Raw genomic sequence first — 16,510 nt, forward strand, 5'->3', positions numbered from 1 at the left:
GCCGGCAAGGGGTGTTCAGCCCCTGTTCTGGCGGCCGGTCGGCTGCCGCAGCCGCTCCTGCACAATCTCCTTCTGTAACGCCAGCGCCGCTCCTGTGAGCGAGGCCGTTATTCCGCTTTCGCCCCCGAATCCCGCGCGACCTTGGCCCACTTGTCGGTCTCGGCGCGGATAAAGGCAGCAAGCTGCGTTGGCGTCATGTCGCCGGCGGTCACGCCCTGCTCGTCAAACCGCTTCTGCACCTCCGGCGCCTTCAGCAGCTTGCCCAGCTCCGCCGAGACACGCTGCTCGATCGCCGCGGGCGTGCCGCGCGGCGCCATCAGCGCGAACCACGTGGTGACTTCGTAGCCCCTGACGCCGCTTTCCGCCAGCGTCGGCACGCCGGGATAGGCGGCGGAACGCTTCGCGGTGGTGACCGCCAGCGCCCGCACTTTGCCGCTGCGCACGTGTTGCGACGCCGACGGGCTGGTCTCGATCGCCATTTGGATCTGGCCTGCGATCAGGTCGGTCATCATCGGCGCGCCGCCCTTATACGGCACATGCGCAATGTCGGTGCCGGTCAGCGCGCGAAACAGCTCGCCGGACAGGTGCTCGGTGCTGCCGATGCCGGCCGAGCCGTAGTTGACCTTGCCGGGATGCGCCTTGATATAGGCGATCAGGTCGGACACGGACTTCACCGGGATCGCAGGATTGACCACCAGAACATTGGGCGTCAGCGCCACCAGGCCCACCGGATCGAGGTCGCGCGTGAACTCGTAGGGCAGGCTTTTGTGGATGGCCGGCGCCATGGTGTGGGCGACGGTGGCCAGCAGGAAGGTGTAGCCGTCGGCCGGCGCGCGCACCACGTTGGCCGCGCCGAGGGTGCCGCCGGCGCCGGGGCGGTTGTCCACCACCACCGGCTGCTGCAGCGCCTCGCCCAGCTTCTGGCCGATGGTGCGGGCGAGGATGTCAGTGGTGCCGCCGCTGGCGAAGGGCACTACCAGGGTGATCGGCTTGGTTGGCCAGTTGTCCGCGGCGAACGCGGCGGGCGCGCCCAGCACAGCGGTACCGGCGAGGCCGGCCACCACGGCGCGGCGCATGCGCGAAACGGTTGTCATGCAGTCTCCTTTGCGGGAAGTCATGTTGTTATGGAATGGCGGCTGCGTAGCGTTGCTTCCGCCCGTTTCTGACCGGTGCGACTCTACGCAGCCGCTGGCAAGCGCGCCATCGGGCGGGCGTTAAGGGGTCTTCAGGATTCGTGAACTGCGGCAGGTTTTCCGCTACCATGCGGGCAAATTGCGGCAACGGGGACGCGACATGGAACTGAGGCAACTGCGCTACTTCGTCAGCGTGATCGAGCATGGCAGCATGGGCAAGGCGGCGCTGGAGCTGGGCGTGGTCACGTCCGCGCTGAGCCAGCAGATCAGCCGGCTGGAGAGCGAGCTGTCGACGCGGCTGCTGCAGCGCACCTCCACCGGCGTGGTCGCCACCGATGCCGGGCTGGCCTTCTGGCGCCAGGCCCAGCTAGCGCTGCGCCATATCGACGATGCCGCGCTGGCCGCGCGGCAGGCGCGCCTGTCGGGCCATGTCAGCGTGGGCCTGCCGCCCAGCACCGCCGCGGTGCTGGCGCTGCCCTTCATGCAGGCCATGCGCGAGCGCTACCCCGACGTGCGGCTGCGCATGGTGGAGAGCCTGTCCGGCTACCTCGGCACGATGCTGAGCGCGCGCCAGATCGACCTGGCGGTGCTGTTCAGCGAGGAGCCCGCACAGCGCTGGAGCGTGCTGCCGCTGCTTGATGAGCGCCTGTTCGTGATCGGCGCCGAGGGGCTGGCCGGCATGCCGCGCGGCGAGCAGACCTCGGTGGCGGCACTGGGCAAGCTGCCGCTGATCCTGCCCAGCGGCTCGCATGGACTGCGCGCGCTGGTCGCCGCCTGCTTTCGCCAGGCGAAGCGCGAGCCCCAGGTGGTGGCGGAGATCGACGGGCTGGCGATCCTGATGGATGCCGTGCGCGGTGGCCTGGGCGCCACCATCCAGCCGGGTGCGGCGCTGGCGCGCAGCCATGGCACGCCCTACCGCAGCATACTGGTCACCGACGACGGCGCCACGCGGCCCAACCTGCTGGTCAGCCTGTCCGACGATGAACTGTCGCCGGCGGGCCTGGCCGCGCGCGTGGTGCTGGCCGACGTCGCCACCACGCTGGTGCGCGAGGGGCGCTGGCCCGGCGCCACGTTGCGCCCACGCTGAGCCCGCGTCGCCCTGGCCGGGCTTCACGAAAACTGAAGCCCCCTTGCCGCGCCCCTGCTGGCGCCCGCCCGCCTTGCCCGCCAAGATGGCACCTGCAAGGAGACAATCCCTATGGTCGACGTATTGGTAATTGGCGGCGGCAACGCGGCCCTGTGCGCAGCGCTGATGGCGCGCGAAGCCGGGGCCTCGGTGCTGCTGCTCGAATCCGCGCCGCGCGCCTGGCGCGGCGGCAACTCCCAGCACACGCGCAACCTGCGCTGCATGCACGACGCGCCGCAAGACGTGCTGGTCGATGCCTATCCCGAGGAAGAGTACTGGCAGGACCTGCTCAAGGTCACCGGCGGCATCACCGACGAACACCTGGCGCGGCTGGTGATCCGCGCGTCATCGACGTGCCGGCCTTGGATGCGCAGGCACGGCGTGCGCTTCCAGCCGCCGCTGTCGGGTGCGCTGCACGTGGCGCGCACCAACGCCTTCTTCATGGGTGGCGGCAAGGCGCTGGTCAACGCGTACTACCGCAGCGCCGAAGCGATGGGCGTGCAGGTCCGCTATGAAACCCCGGTGGATACAATCGAGCTGGACGGCGACCGCTTCGTCGCCGCGCGCAGCGGCAGCCAGCGCTTCACGGCGCGCACCTGCGTGCTGGCCGCGGGCGGCTTCGAATCCAACCGCGAATGGCTGCGCGAAGCCTGGGGCCAGAACGAACGTGGCGAATGGCCCGCCGACAACTTCCTGATCCGCGGCACGCGCTTCAACCAGGGCGTGCTGCTGCGGCACATGATCGACGCCGGCGCCGATACCATCGGCGACCCGTCGCAATCGCACTGCGTTGCCATCGACGCGCGCGCGCCGCTGTACGACGGCGGCATCTGCACGCGCATCGATTGCGTGTCGCTGGGCATCGTGGTCAATTGCGACGCCGTGCGCTTCTACGACGAGGGCGAGGACTTCTGGCCCAAGCGCTACGCCATCTGGGGCCGGCTGGTGGCGCAGCAGCCCGGGCAGATCGGCTATTCGATCATCGACAGCCAGGCCATCGGCCGCTTCATGCCGCCGGTGTTTCCCGGCGAGAAGGCCGACACGCTGCCCGAACTCGCACGCAAGCTGGGGCTGCCGGAAGCGCAGTTCGTGCGCACGGTGCAGGACTACAACGCGGCGTGCCGCGTCGGCACCTTCGACCATACCGCGCTGGACGACTGCCACACCGAAGGCCTGGCACCGGCCAAGACGCATTGGGCCAGGCCGCTCGACCAGACGCCGTTCTACGGCTACGCGCTGCGGCCGGGCATCACCTTCACTTACCTGGGGCTCAAGGTCAACGACTGCGCCCAGGTGCACTTTGGCGGCAAGCCAAGCGGGAATCTGTTCGTGGCAGGAGAAATGATGGCCGGCAACGTGCTCGGCAAGGGATACACCGCCGGTGTCGGCATGTCGATCGGCACGGCCTTCGGGCGCATCGCGGGCACGCAGGCTGCATTGGCGGCGGGCATCAACACGGGAGCCGTCCATGCAGAAGCTTGAGGCCCTGGCACGCGAGGCCGCGCAACTGGCCGGGCAGGACGCTGCCACGTCCGCGCCGCAACCCCGCATCATCCGCGTGCTGCCGTTAACCGACAATGAGGCCGAAGTCGCCCGGCAGATGCAGATCTGCAATGCCTGCCGCTACTGCGAAGGCTTCTGCGCGGTGTTCCCGGCCATGACCCGCCGGCTGGAGTTCGGCAAGGCCGACGTCAACTACCTGGCCAACCTGTGCCACAACTGCGGCGCCTGCTACCACGCCTGCCAGTACGCGCCGCCGCATGATTTCGGCGTCAATGTGCCGCAGGCGATGGCAAAGGTGCGGCTGGAAACCTATAGCGAGTATGCATGGCCCGCGCCGCTGGGCAAGCTGTACCAGCGCAACGGGCTCACGGTGTCGGTGGCGCTGGCCTTCGGGCTGGCGTTGTTCCTGGTGCTGGCCGCCACGCTGGGCGGCGAGCTGTGGCAGACGCATGCGCGCGGCAACTTCTATGCGGTATTCCCGCACAACACGCTGGCGGCGCTGTTCGGCGGGGTGTTCGCCTTTGCCGTGCTTGCGCTTGGCCTGGGCGTGCGCCGATTCTGGCGCGATGTGTCGGCCGGTACGGCATCGGCACCCGCCGTGGCAGAGGCGGCCCGGAACGTGCTGGCGCTCACCTACCTCGATGGCGGCCACGGCGATGGCTGCAACGAGGCCAGCGACCGCTTCACGCTGGCGCGGCGGCGCTTCCACCATTTCACGTTCTACGGCTTCATGCTGTGCTTTGCATCGACAGTGGTGGCGACCGGCTACCACTATCTGCTGGGCTGGCATGCGCCCTATCCGGTCATGAGCCTGCCAGTGCTGCTGGGCACCGCCGGCGGCGTGGGCCTGCTGGTGGGCCCGGCCGGCTTGATGTGGCTGAACCTGCGCCGGCACCCGATGCATGGGGATGCCCGGCAGCGGCCGATGGACCGCGGCTTTATCGTGCTGCTGCTGCTGACCAGCGCCACCGGGCTGGGGTTGCTGGCCGGGCGCGGCACGGCGGCGATGCCGCTGCTGCTGGCGGTCCACCTTGGCGTGGTGATGGCGTTGTTTGCGACGCTGCCGTATGGCAAGTTCGCACACGGCATCTATCGCAGTGCGGCGCTGCTCAAGGCCGCGATCGAGAAGCGGCAGAAGAACAAGCTGCAGCTTGGCAGCGACTGAGTGGCAGCCATGCCCGCACAAGCCGTCCCCGCCCACGCATAAACAAAAAGCCGGTCCCCGACAGGGAACCGGCTTTTCTTTGGCGCAGCCAGGATGTGAATCAATCCACCGTAGCGCCCGAAGCCTTCACCACCTTCGCCCACTTGGCCGTTTCCGACTTCATGAACGCGGCCAGCTGGGCCGGCTTTTCCGGGTTGGGTTCGGCGCCCTGGTCGGCCATCTGCTTCTTCACTTCCGGCATGGCCAGGATCTTCACCACTTCGGCGTTCAGGCGGTCGACGATGGGCTGCGGCGTGCCACCGGTGGCGTACAGCGCAAACCACGAGGTGGCTTCATAGCCCGGCACGCCCGATTCGGCCACGGTCGGCACGTTGGGCAGCGCCGGCGATCGCTTGGCCGAGGTCACGGCGATGGCGCGCAGCTTGCCGGCCTTCACGTGCGGGTAGGACGACGGCATGTTGTCGAACATCAGGCCGATCTGGTTGCCCAGCAGGTCGTTCACGGCCGGGGCGCTGCCCTTATACGGGATGTGCTGGATATGCAGGCCGGTCATCGAGTTAAACAGCTCGCCCGACAGGTGCATCGACGAGCCGCTGCCCGACGAACCGTACGACAGCTTGTCCGGGTTGGCCTTGACGTAGGTGATCAGTTCTTTGACGTTGTTGACCGGCACCTTGGGATTCACCACCACCAGGTTCGGCACCATGGCCACGCGCGTGATCGGCGCGAAGTCCTTGACCGGGTCGTACGGCAGCTTGGAGTACAGCGACTGGTTGATCGCGTGCGTGCCGATGGTGCCCATGAACAGCGTGTAGCCGTCGCCCGGGGCCTTGGCCGCCAGCGAGGCGCCGATGTTGCCGCCTGCGCCCGGACGGTTGTCGATCACCACCGGCTGGCCGAGCGCCTTGCCCAGCTGCAGGCCGACGATGCGGGCCAGGATGTCGGTGGTGCCGCCGGCCGAGAACGGCACGATCAGGGTGATCGGCTTGGTCGGGTAGCCGCCCTGCGCATGGGCCGCACCGGCAAAGCCGGCGATGGTGGTGGCCAGCGCCACGCCAGCGGCAAGCAGGCGGCGGCGCGTGGTGGAAGTCTGGGAATCTTGTCTCATCGGTAATGCTCCGGTGCTATATCGTTCCGGCGGTGATTGGGTACCGCGGGAGGTTGTGCTGAATGGCGTGATTGCCGTTCCCGAACGGATGGCGCGCACATGCGCGCATCCGGTGGGCGGCCCGGCCAGGGGCCGCCATGCGTGACGCTTGGTTAACGTCTCTTCTTGTTGAATGCTTAAATGCTGGATGCCGAGGCGCGGTGCTTACACCGGCGCAACGCCCAGCGTGGTGCCGCCGCACACGTACAGCACCTGACCGGTGACGAAGCCGCTGTCGGGCGACAGGAAGAACAGCGCGGCACGCGCAACGTCTTCCGGCGTGCCCATGCGCTTAACGGTGATGCTGGCCAGGATGCGCCTGGTCTGTTCAGCACCTTCGGGGTTGCTCTTGCGGAACAGCTCGGTGGCGATCGGGCCCGGAGCCACGGCGTTGACGGTGACGCCGTCGCCGCCCAGCTCCATCGCCAGCGTGCGGGTCATGCCGATCAGGCCGGCTTTGGTAGCGGAGTACACCACGCGCTCGGCCTTGCCCAGCGCGGCGCGCGAGGCCATGTTGACGATGCGGCCAAAACCGGCGGCGCGCATCGCGGGCAGGCACGCCTGCGTCAGCAGCAGCGTGGCTTGCAGGTGCAGGCCGGTCACGTAGTCCAGGTCGGCAACGGTGGCGGTGTCGGCGGTGCCGGGGCGCGTGGCGCCGGCGTTGTTCACCAGGCGCGTGACGGTGAAGCGCGAGGTCACCTGCGCGGCCACGGCGCGGGTCGCCTCGGCATCGGTCAGGTCGGCCTGGAAGAAAGTCATGTTCGGGTGCGACCAGGCCGGTTCGGCATAGTCGACATTGACCACCTGGGTCACGCCATCGGCCAGCAGCATTTCACAGATGGCGCGGCCGATACCGGAACTGCCGCCGGTCACGAGCGTGGCTACGGGAAGGGACATCTCTTGCTCACTCCAAGAACTACCGCTAACTCGCTCCCTCTCCCGCTTGCGGGAGAGGGAGTACACCCTCAGCTTTCCAACTGGCTTGACTTAGACCCGCTCGATCACCATCGCAATACCCTGGCCCACGCCAATGCACATCGTGCACAGCGCGAAGCGGCCGCCGGTGCGGTGCAGCTGGTACATCGCGGTGGTGACCAGGCGCGCGCCGCTCATGCCCAGCGGGTGGCCCAGCGCGATCGCGCCGCCGTTCGGGTTGACGCGCTTGTCGTCGTCGGCCACGCCCAGTTCACGCAGCACGGCCAGGCCTTGCGCGGCGAACGCTTCGTTCAGCTCGATCACGTCGATCTGGTCCATGGTCATGCCCAGCTGCTTGAGCAGCTTCTGCGACGCCGGTGCCGGGCCGATGCCCATCACGCGCGGCGCCACGCCGGCGGTGGCCATGCCGACGATGCGGGCGCGCGGGGTCAGGCCGTGTTTCTTGATACCGGCTTCACTCGCCAGCAGCAGCGCACAGGCGCCGTCGTTCACGCCCGAGGCATTGCCAGCGGTCACGGTGCCGTCAGGACGGACCACGCCGCGCAGCTTGGCCAGCGCTTCCATGCTGGTGGCGCGCGGGTGCTCGTCGCGCTCGACCACGATCGGGTCGCCCTTCTTCTGGGCGATGGTGACCGGGGTGATTTCCTGCGCCAGCGTGCCGTCGGCCTGCGCGCGCGAGGCCTTTTCCTGGCTGCGCAGGGCCATCAGGTCCTGGTCTTCGCGGCTGATCTTGTAGTCGGTGGCGACGTTCTCGGCGGTCTCGGGCATCGAGTCCACGCCGTAGGCCGCGCGCATGGCCGGGTTGATAAAGCGCCAGCCGATGGTGGTGTCGAAGATCTGCGCATCGCGCGAGAAGGCGCTGGTGGCCTTGCCCATCACGAACGGGGCGCGGCTCATGCTTTCCACGCCGCCGGCGATCATCAGGGTGGCTTCGCCGGCCTTGATGGCGCGCGCGGCGGTGCCGGTGGCGTCCATGCCGGAGCCGCACAGGCGGTTGAGGGTCGCACCCGGCACCTCTTGCGGCAGGCCAGCCAGCAGCGCCGACATGCGCGCCACGTTGCGGTTGTCTTCGCCGGCCTGGTTGGCGTTGCCGTAGATCACGTCATCGATCGCCTTCCAGTCCAGGTTCGGATTACGGGCCATCAGCGCCTTCAGCGGCACCGCGCCGAGGTCGTCCGGGCGCACCGCGGACAGGCTGCCGCCGTAGCGGCCGATGGGGGTGCGGATGGCGTCGCAGATAAAGGCTTCGGTCATGGTGTGTCTCTCTCGTTTTGGTGTGTGGTGATGCCGGCGCTCAGGCGGCCAGCTTCAGGGGAACGCCGGCAATGCGCTGCAGTTCATCGAAGCTCAGCCCTTCGACCAGGTCGCGCGCGACCAGCCCGTCGGCGGTCACGTCGATGGTCGCAAGGTCAGTGTAGATGCGGGTCACGCAGCCGATGCCGGTCAGCGGATAGGTGCACTGCGGCACGATCTTGCTCTCGCCCTGCTTGGTCTGGTGCTCCATCATCACGAACACTTGCTTGGCGCCAATGGCCAGGTCCATCGCGCCGCCCACGGCGGGGATGGCGCCGGGCGCGCCGGTGTGCCAGTTGGCCAGGTCGCCCTTCTCCGATACCTGGAACGCGCCCAGCACGCAGAAGTCGAGGTGGCCGCCACGCATCATCGCAAACGAATCGGCGTGGTGGAAGTAGGAACCGCCCGGCTTGATCGTCACCGGCTGCTTGCCGGCGTTGATCAGGTCGCCGTCTTCCTCACCCGGCGCGGGCGCGGAGCCCATGCCGAGCAGGCCGTTCTCGCTGTGCAGCAGGATTTCCTTGTCTGCGGGCAGGTGGTTGCCGACAAGCGTCGGCAGGCCGATGCCGAGGTTGACCACGGCACCTTCGGGAATGTCTTTGGCCACGCGGGCGGCCATCTGATCGCGGGTCAGGCGTTGCATGCTGTTTCTCCTGTGTTCGCGCTCAGGCGACCTTGACGACGCGCTTGACGAAGAGGCCCGGCGTCACGATGTGTTCGGGGTCCATCTCGCCCAGCTCGACCACGCGGCTGACCTGCACGATGGCGCAATTGGCGGCCATCGCCATGATCGGGCCGAAGTTGCGCGCGGTCTTGCGGTAGGTAAGGTTGCCCCAGCGGTCGGCCGTGTCAGCCTTGATCAGCGCGAAGTCGGCGTGGATCGGGGTTTCGAACACATAGCCCTGGCCGTCGATGATGCGCGTTTCCTTGCCTTCGGCCAGCGGCGTGCCGTACGCGGTGCGCGTGAAGAAGCCGCCGATGCCGGCACCGGCGGCGCGGATGCGTTCGGCCAGGTTGCCCTGGGGCACCAGTTCCAGCTCGATCTCGCCCGCGTGGTAGAGCGAATCGAAGACGTACGAATCCGCCTGGCGCGGGAACGAGCAGACGATCTTGCGCACGCGCTTGGTCTTGAGCAGCGCGGCCAGCCCGGTGTCGCCGTTGCCGGCGTTGTTGTTGACGATGGTGAGGTCTCGCGCGCCCTGCTCGATCAGCGCGTCGATCAGTTCCGCAGGCATGCCTGCAAGGCCAAAGCCGCCAATCAGGATGGTGGCGCCGTCGTGGATGCCGGCGACTGCCGCTTCCACCGTGTCGTATAGCTTGTTGATCACTTGCGTTCCAGGTCGGAAGATCCGCCAGGCTACCGGAGCGGGCCGCAAGACGCGGCGCATGAAAGGCTGTCTCCGGTAATCCTGCCGGAAGGAGTTTCGTCGCGGCGGGCGGCGGGGCGCTACCCATTTGAACGAGTCCAGCAGTCTGCGTGTGGCCTTTGTGGTGTGGACCGGTTGTTCGTTAACCGATTTGTTCGATATACGAACTTGAATTCGCAGAATGAACAGGTTACACCTGCGCGTCGACGACGGTCAAGCCGACCGGGCGGTCGGCCAACCAGATTGTGCGATAAGCGCGCGCGGGTGACGGGCACGCCCCGTATGTAGGAAGGGGCCGACATCACAATCGGCTCGCACTCGATATGGCCCGGGGGCCGCGCGGGCTATTGTGGAATCAGGCAAGGCAAGACCCGCACAGCAGCCACCGGACCACCCGGCTGAGCAGGGCAGCCTGGCAACAAACAAGAACGAGGAGCCCGATCATGGCCACCGTCCACGTCCCGTTTACATCCACGCCCCATGCAGCGGCGCTTGCGCGCATCCTGCATGTCACGCAGCAGGCGTGGGGACTGAAACCCCGCAAGGATCGACTGCAATCCCCCGTGCCTGCCCCGGCAGGCACCGACATGCCATCCCGCCCGCCGCCGCTGTCACGCCGTGCGCGCCTGGCGCGGGCAGCCGCCCGCGCGTTTGAAGCGCAAGTGATGGCGATTCGTTGCCGCCAGGTATTCGTCGCCTGACGGGGAAGTCACGCCGCACTACGCGGGTGTCGCCACACCCGTCAACAGTACCCGGCTGCCGCCAACCCCAGGGCGCACCTCCAACCGCACGTCGATGCGCTCACGCAGCTCGGTGACGTGCGAAATGATACCGACCAGCCGCCCTGCCTGCTGCAGGTCCAGCAGCGTACGGATGGCGAAGTCCAGGCTCTCGGGATCGAGCGTGCCAAAGCCTTCGTCGACAAACAGCGTATCGAGCTGGATGCCGCCCGCGCGCGACTGCACCACGTCGGCCAGGCCCAGCGCCAGCGACAACGACGCGAGAAAGCCCTCGCCACCTGACAGCGTATTGGCCGGCCGCGCCGCGCCGGTATCGTGGTCGAACACTTCGATATCCAGTCCGCCTGCACTGCGCTGGTCGGCCTGCTCGCGCACGCGCTGCAGCACATAACGGCCGCGGCTCATCGCCAGCAAACGCGCGGACGCGGCTTCCAGCACCTCATCGAGCAGCGTGGCCAGCACGAAGCGCTGGAACGTCATGCGGCGCGGGTTATTGCCGTTGGCGACTTCGGCCAGCCGGCCCAGCACCGCGTAGCGTGCCTCGATGTCGCGCCCTTGCGCATCGAGCTGCTGCAGGCGCAGCTGGCACTGCAGCAGCGTGTCGCGCGAACGGCCGCGCTCGGCCTGTTGCCGGACCAGGGCTTCCACCGCGGCTGTCGACGCATCCCGCGTTGCGCGCAGGCCGTCCAGGTCCGGCGCGTCCAGCGTTTGCGCGGCGGCCTCGGCGCGTTCGCGCCGGTCGGCGGCTGTGGCCAGTTGGGTATCGAAGGCGCGCAGCGTCGCGTCGAGCGCCTGCATGGCATCGTCGCCAAGACAGGCGGCGGCGTGGGCCGGCTCATTGGCAAAGCCTTGTTGCGCGAGCGCCTGCGCAAGCGCGGATTCGGCCTCGGCCAGGCGGTGGGCCGCCTGCGCCTGTGCCTGCTGTGCCGAAACCAGTCCGGCCTGGGCCCCTGCTGCGTCCGCCGCAGCCTGGCGCTCGGCCGCCTGCGCAGCGGCCAGCGCCTGTTCCAGCGCGGCGAGCATGGCCTGCGCCTGGCGCAGGGCCTCGCCCAGCGCCACGGGGTCGCGTGAATCCTCAGGGACCTGCGCGCTGGCGGCCTGCCATTCGCCACGGCAGTGGGCCAGCGCCTGGGCAGCGGCCTCGGCGGCGGCGGCGGCATCGCGGCTGGCGGCTTCCGCCGCTGCGAGCGCCGTTCGGCAACTGACAATGGCGACTTCGCATTGCGCAAGGCTTGCCGCTGCTTGCCGGCCTTCGGCCAATGCCGCTTCCAGCGCAGTGATCTCCGCCTTCAGTTTGCGGGCGGACTCGTCGCCGACCTCGCCCAGCGCCTGCGCCAGTTCGTCCAGCCGCTCGCGCGCCTGGGCAATGGCGGCTTGTGCCGCCTGGTGCTGGCCGGCGCTGCGCACCGCATGGGATTCGGCCTCGAGCGCGGCGTGGCGGGCCTGCTCCAGCGCCTGGTCCGACAGCGGCGCCGCCACATGCTGCGCCGGTGCCGGGTGCGCAGTGCTGCCGCAGACCGGGCAGGCATCGCCCGCTGCCAGGGTTGCAGCCAGCCGCGCGGCCTGTCCGGCGCGCCACGCGGCTTCCGCTTCGGCCAGTGCGGCGCGGCACTGCTCTCGCTGGCGCAGGGCCAGCTGTTCGGCAGCGGCGGCAGTGGCCGCCTGTGCGTTCGCGACATCCAGCGCCCGGGCAGCTTGCTGATGACGGTCAAGCTGCCGCGCACGTTCCTGCAATGCGGCCAGCTGCAACGCCGTGGCCTGTGCCTGCGCTGCGGCAATCTGGCCTTGCGCCAGCGCGGACTCCGCGGCAACGGCATCGGCTTGCCGCGTGGCAAGCTGTGCGGCGGCGCGTTCGCGCGCGGTGGCGGCTGCCACCTGCCTGGCTTCGGCCGCCTGCAGCGCGGCCAGCTGCGCACCCAGCTGCTGTGCGCGCGGCAGCATGTCTGCCAGCTGCGAAACCCGCCGCTGCGCGGACTGGCGCGCTTCGGCGCGTGCCGTTTCGGCCTGCAATGCGGCAGCCGCCTGCGTGGCCTGTTGCGCGGCGCGGGCCGCCTGCTCGCCGGCCCGCGTCAAGGCAACGGCGCTGGCGGCCTGGTCGCGCTGCGCGGCTTGCCATGCCTGTAGGGCCGGCCTGACACGCGCAGCGCGCTGGGCGGCGTGCAGGCGCGCGCGCTCATCCTCCATGGCTGGCTGGCGCGCCAGCAGCGCCGCGTGCGCGGCCTGCGCCAGCTGGCGTTCCTGCAATCGCGCCGCCACCTGCGCGCCGGCACCCAACGCCGCCTGCGCTGTGGCCAGCGTGGCGCGCGCGCCCTGTTCCTGCCCTTGCAGCGCCTGCAACTCGGCCTGCAATGCCTCGATTCCCTCGGCCAGCGCCTGCGCCGATTCCACGCCAACTTGGCGCAGCGCTTCGTCGCGCTGGATGGCGATGCGCTCGGCATCGCGGCGGATGCCGGCGGCCTCGGCCTTCAGCAGCTCTTCCACGCGCCGGTACAGCTCGGTGCGGAACAGGCGCTCAAGAATGGCCTGGCGCGCCTGCGAGCTGGCAGTCAGCAATTCACGGAAGCGCCCCTGCGGCAGCACGATCACCTGGCGGAACTGCGCACTGTCGAAGCCCAGCAAGTCGCGCACCGCATCGCTGACCCTGGCGGGCTGGCTGGCCTTGCTGACCCAGTCGTTGCCGTCATGCAGGTCCAGCTGCGCCCTGGCCGGCTCGGTCACCCAGCCCTCGCCGCGCTGCTTGGGCCGCTCCTGCACGGGCGAGCGCGCCACGCGCCAGCGCTGCGCGCCCAGGCTGAACTCCAGCGTCACCTCGGTGCGCAGCGCCGGCGCGGCGTTGGCGCTGCGCATGGCCTGCGCACTGCGCTCGCCGCCGGAGGTATCGCCGTACAGCGCAAAGCAGATCGCGTCGAGCAGCGTGGTCTTGCCCGCACCGGTGGGGCCGTGGATCAGCACGAAGGCCTGCTCGCCCAGCCGCGTGAAATCAACCTGCTCGGTCGCGGCAAAGGGGCCGAAGGCCTGCAGCGTCAAATGCAGCGGTCTCATGCCGACTCCCTGTCCGCGGCGGCGATCCCGGTCAGCACCTGGTCGAGCACGGCACGCTGGTCCGGTTCCAGCTCGGCATCCGCCACTTCGCGGAAGAAGTTGGCAAAGAGCTCGCCGGTTCCCAGCTGCCGCAGCTTGCGTCCGGCCTCCGAGGCCGTGCCGGTGCGCGCCAGCACAGTCCGCTCGATCGCGAGCGCATTGGGATAGACCTGCCGCAGCCTGGCCATCGGGTCCAGCAGTGCGCCGGTATCGGTGAGCCGCGCATGGATATAGTCATCGCGTTGCGGGTCATCGGCCCCCGCTGCCAGCACTTGCGCCAGTTCGCCTTCCACCACGCGCACGTCGCGCAGCGCCTGCAGCGCCACTGGCGTGATGGTGACGGCACCGGCCGCGCCCAGCTCGATACTCGACACTGATTTGTCGTGCGCGCACTCTGACAGCGAGTACTTCAGCAGCGAGCCCGCATAGTGGACGCGCCCGCCGCCCAGCGTCTGCGGCCGGTGCAGGTGACCCAATGCCACCAGGTCGAAGCCGGCGAACAGGTCCGCGGCCACCGCGCCGCTGCCGCCCACCGACAGCGGCCGTTCCGATTCGCTTGCCGCGCCGCCCACCACGAAGGCGTGGCCCACCACCACGGCACGCACGCCCGGCGGATGCACCGCGCGGATGGCATCGAGCTGCGCGCGCAGCGCGGCTTCATGCGATGGCAGGTCGGTGTCCATGGCATCGCGCACCACCGCCGGCTCCGCATACGGCAGCGCGTAGATGCGCACCTCGCCGTGGGCATCGTGCAGCGTCACGCAGGCAGCCTCGGCCAGCGTGCGGCCGGCCACGTGCAGGCCCTGGGCCCGCATCAGCCGCGCGCCGAATTCCAGCCGCTGCGCGCTGTCGTGGTTGCCCGCGATCATCACCACCGGCACGCCGGTGTCGATGACGATGCGGCCCAGCACGTCGTCGAGCAATGCCACCGCCTCGGGCGGCGGCACGGCGCGGTCGTAGACGTCGCCGGCGATCAGCACGGCGTCGGGGCGTTCGGTGCGGACCAGTTCGACAAACTGGTCGAGGATATGGGCCTGGTCTTCCAGCAGGCTGCGCGCATGGAAGAGCCGGCCGAGATGCCAGTCGGCGGTGTGAAGGAAACGCAATCCGGGATCCGGTGGATGAAAAGGGCGAAACCCGCATCATAATGCGTCGCGACCTGACCACCCGTTCAGCAATGGTTCAGGCGGACGCGTGCATCATGCATGCAGTCGCCCCCAGATTGAAGCTAACGGAGAACGCTCATGAAACGCATTTTGACCGCCACTGCCCTGACGCTCGCCCTGGGCCTGGCCGCCACCGGCGCCAGCGCCCAGTACACCGGCCCGTCGGCCATCCCGGCGATGACCGTCAAGGCGCTGCAGGCGGAAGGCAAGGACGACCAGCATGCCATGCTGCGCGGCAAGATCGTCAGCAACGTCGGCCACGAGCACTACCTGTTCTCGGACGGCACCGGCCAGATGAAGGTGAAAATCAAGGCCAGGCTCTGGCCGGCACAGAAGCCGGTGGATGCGCAGACCACGGTGGAACTGGTCGGCGAGTACGACAAGGAGCTGATTGGCGAATCGCACTTCGACGTGAAGGAGATCCGCCTGCAGTGAGGCGAATGCGCGCGCTCACACCGGCTCGGCCTCGCTGTCGGCGATCTGGTACTTGCGCATCTTTTCCCACAGCACCTTGCGGCTGATGCCCAGGCTTGCCGCCGTGTCCTGCCGCCGCCAGCCATTGGCATCGAGCGCGGCCAGGATGCGGCGGCGTTCTTCCGTATCGGCACGCAGGTCGTTGCGCTCGCCGCCATCGAACGCACCCGGATGCAGCGAGCGGAACAGCGGCCGGATGCGCTCTTCGTCCCAGTGCCCGGTCTGCTGAACGGTGATGCCCACACGCTCGGCCAGGTTGCGCAGCTCGCGCACATTGCCGGTGAAATAGGCGGTGCCGACCGCGCCCTTGAGCCAGTCCGGCATCGGCGGCAATGCGTCGAAGCCGGATTCCCCCAGCATATGGCGCAGGAACGACTGCAGCAGCGCCACCTTGTCGGCCTGGCCACGCTCTTCCAGGCTGGGGATGCGCATCTCGATCACCGCCAGGCGGAAGAACAGGTCGGCGCGGAAGCGCCCCTGCCGCACCGCGTCGCGCAGGTCCTTGTTGGTTGCCGCCACCAGCCGGAAATCCAGCTTGACCGCCAGGGTCGAGCCAAGCCGGGTGATCACGTTCTCTTCGAGCACGCGCAGCAGCTTGACCTGCTGGAACAGCGGCAGGTCACCGATTTCATCGAGAAACAGCGTGCCGCCGTTGGCCTGCTCGAAATAGCCACGGTGCGCGAATGAGGCGCCGGTGAACGCGCCCTTGGCATGGCCGAAGAACTGCGACTCGAACAAGCCGTCAGGGATCGCGCCGCAGTTGACCGCGACGAACGGCCCCTTTCCGTAGGTGCCGTTGCGCTCATGAAACAGGCGCGCGATGCGTTCCTTGCCCGCACCGGTTTCGCCATACAGCATCACGTTGCTGCCGAAGTCGGCAAAGGTTTCCACATGCTGCAGCAGCTGGCGCATCGCCGGAGAACCGGCCACGAGGTCGGCCTCGCGCTCGCCCGGCGCGTCCGTGGCCAGCAGTTGCGGCAGCAGCTTGCCGATCTGGCTGCGCAGGTCGGCGCCGGTGAAGTCATCGGCAAGGATATGCGCGTACTCCGGCGGAAAGCGTCCGGGATCGGCCTCGCGGCCCGGGCCGGCCACCCAGATCACCGGCATGCCGTGCGCGGCCTCCCAGTCCAGCGAGAAGCGCGCCGCGCCAATCACCGACACGCTGATCACCGCGATGCAGGGCTTCAGGCGCGGCTCGGCGGGCAAGGCTTCGAGCGCGCCGGCGCGGATCACGTCCACGCCCAGCGGCGCCAGGAAACGCGTGACGCGGTCGGCAATCTCGTACTTGCCTTCCCACACGTAGACTTCAAGGTTTTCGTAGGCCCAGCGGTCTGTCTTCATTCGATTTCTGCCATCAGGCGGTTTGGCGCGATCATGGC

Annotated in this window: 14 protein-coding genes; 5 read left to right on the forward strand and 9 right to left on the reverse strand. The window is 68.7% G+C overall.

Translation table 11 applies throughout. The annotated features are described in order from the left end of the window. Positions 1-107 precede the first annotated feature (107 nt). Positions 108-1,094 carry a Bug family tripartite tricarboxylate transporter substrate binding protein gene (locus tag AC1Q7H_RS07730; protein ID WP_211979558.1) on the reverse strand — a complete coding sequence of 329 codons (987 nt, stop codon included), beginning with the start codon at positions 1,092-1,094 and terminating at the stop codon, positions 108-110. Positions 1,095-1,293: 199 nt separating this feature from the next. Between AC1Q7H_RS07730 and AC1Q7H_RS07735 the strand changes: the two genes are divergently transcribed. The 3 genes from AC1Q7H_RS07735 to tcuB all read left to right on the forward strand — a co-directional run bounded on the left by AC1Q7H_RS07735 (position 1,294) and on the right by tcuB (position 4,927). Next, positions 1,294-2,220, forward strand: a complete 927-nt coding sequence (locus AC1Q7H_RS07735) for a LysR family transcriptional regulator (protein ID WP_013951903.1) — start codon at positions 1,294-1,296, stop codon at positions 2,218-2,220. A gap of 111 nt (positions 2,221-2,331) precedes the next feature. Then, on the forward strand, positions 2,332-3,741 hold the full coding sequence (tcuA, locus tag AC1Q7H_RS07740) for an FAD-dependent tricarballylate dehydrogenase TcuA (protein ID WP_211979557.1): 1,410 nt from the start codon (positions 2,332-2,334) through the stop codon (positions 3,739-3,741). Then, on the forward strand, positions 3,728-4,927 hold the full coding sequence (gene tcuB / locus AC1Q7H_RS07745) for a tricarballylate utilization 4Fe-4S protein TcuB (protein ID WP_492381089.1): 1,200 nt from the start codon (positions 3,728-3,730) through the stop codon (positions 4,925-4,927). The genes tcuA and tcuB overlap by 14 nt, the downstream gene beginning before the upstream one ends. 100 nt (positions 4,928-5,027) lie before the next feature. Here the strand turns inward: tcuB and AC1Q7H_RS07750 are convergent, their stop codons facing one another. From AC1Q7H_RS07750 to AC1Q7H_RS07770, 5 genes are all read right to left on the reverse strand, one after another. After that, the gene (locus tag AC1Q7H_RS07750) at positions 5,028-6,035 is read right to left on the reverse strand and encodes a Bug family tripartite tricarboxylate transporter substrate binding protein (RefSeq protein ID WP_013951900.1); all 1,008 of its coding nucleotides are present in this window, start codon (positions 6,033-6,035) and stop codon (positions 5,028-5,030) included. A 204-nt stretch (positions 6,036-6,239) separates the two neighbouring features. Continuing rightward, on the reverse strand, positions 6,240-6,971 hold the full coding sequence (locus AC1Q7H_RS07755) for an SDR family NAD(P)-dependent oxidoreductase (RefSeq protein ID WP_211979555.1): 732 nt from the start codon (positions 6,969-6,971) through the stop codon (positions 6,240-6,242). Between the two features lie 90 nt (positions 6,972-7,061). Next, on the reverse strand, positions 7,062-8,264 hold the full coding sequence (pcaF, locus tag AC1Q7H_RS07760) for a 3-oxoadipyl-CoA thiolase (RefSeq protein WP_492381090.1): 1,203 nt from the start codon (positions 8,262-8,264) through the stop codon (positions 7,062-7,064). 40 nt (positions 8,265-8,304) lie between these two features. Next, positions 8,305-8,946 carry a 3-oxoacid CoA-transferase subunit B gene (locus AC1Q7H_RS07765; RefSeq protein ID WP_492381091.1) on the reverse strand — a complete coding sequence of 214 codons (642 nt, stop codon included), beginning with the start codon at positions 8,944-8,946 and terminating at the stop codon, positions 8,305-8,307. A gap of 22 nt (positions 8,947-8,968) precedes the next feature. Next, entirely contained in the window at positions 8,969-9,631 is a 663-nt protein-coding gene (locus AC1Q7H_RS07770) for a 3-oxoacid CoA-transferase subunit A (protein ID WP_041228515.1), read from the reverse strand. A gap of 482 nt (positions 9,632-10,113) precedes the next feature. Here AC1Q7H_RS07770 and AC1Q7H_RS07775 point away from each other — a divergent pair, with 482 nt between their 5' ends. Then, positions 10,114-10,371 carry a hypothetical protein gene (locus AC1Q7H_RS07775; RefSeq protein WP_013951895.1) on the forward strand — a complete coding sequence of 86 codons (258 nt, stop codon included), beginning with the start codon at positions 10,114-10,116 and terminating at the stop codon, positions 10,369-10,371. 18 nt (positions 10,372-10,389) lie between these two features. Here AC1Q7H_RS07775 and AC1Q7H_RS07780 read toward each other — a convergent pair whose 3' ends face one another. Continuing rightward, the gene (locus tag AC1Q7H_RS07780; RefSeq protein WP_492381092.1) at positions 10,390-13,452 is read right to left on the reverse strand and encodes an AAA family ATPase; all 3,063 of its coding nucleotides are present in this window, start codon (positions 13,450-13,452) and stop codon (positions 10,390-10,392) included. Then, positions 13,449-14,597 carry an exonuclease SbcCD subunit D gene (locus AC1Q7H_RS07785; protein WP_492381093.1) on the reverse strand — a complete coding sequence of 383 codons (1,149 nt, stop codon included), beginning with the start codon at positions 14,595-14,597 and terminating at the stop codon, positions 13,449-13,451. Before AC1Q7H_RS07785 ends, AC1Q7H_RS07780 begins: the two co-directional genes overlap by 4 nt. Positions 14,598-14,735: 138 nt before the next feature. On the opposite strand from AC1Q7H_RS07785, the gene AC1Q7H_RS07790 reads away from it, so the two are divergent. Further along, a complete protein-coding gene (locus AC1Q7H_RS07790; RefSeq protein WP_211979553.1) occupies positions 14,736-15,092 on the forward strand; it encodes a YgiW/YdeI family stress tolerance OB fold protein in 357 nt (118 codons plus the stop codon). Between the two features lie 15 nt (positions 15,093-15,107). Here AC1Q7H_RS07790 and AC1Q7H_RS07795 read toward each other — a convergent pair whose 3' ends face one another. Continuing rightward, positions 15,108-16,472: a sigma 54-interacting transcriptional regulator gene (locus tag AC1Q7H_RS07795; RefSeq protein ID WP_011616405.1), complete on the reverse strand. Its 1,365-nt coding sequence runs from the start codon at positions 16,470-16,472 to the stop codon at positions 15,108-15,110. Between the last annotated feature and the right edge of the window lie 38 nt (positions 16,473-16,510).

The organism is Cupriavidus sp. GW823-FHT06D04 (genome assembly GCF_058795055.1).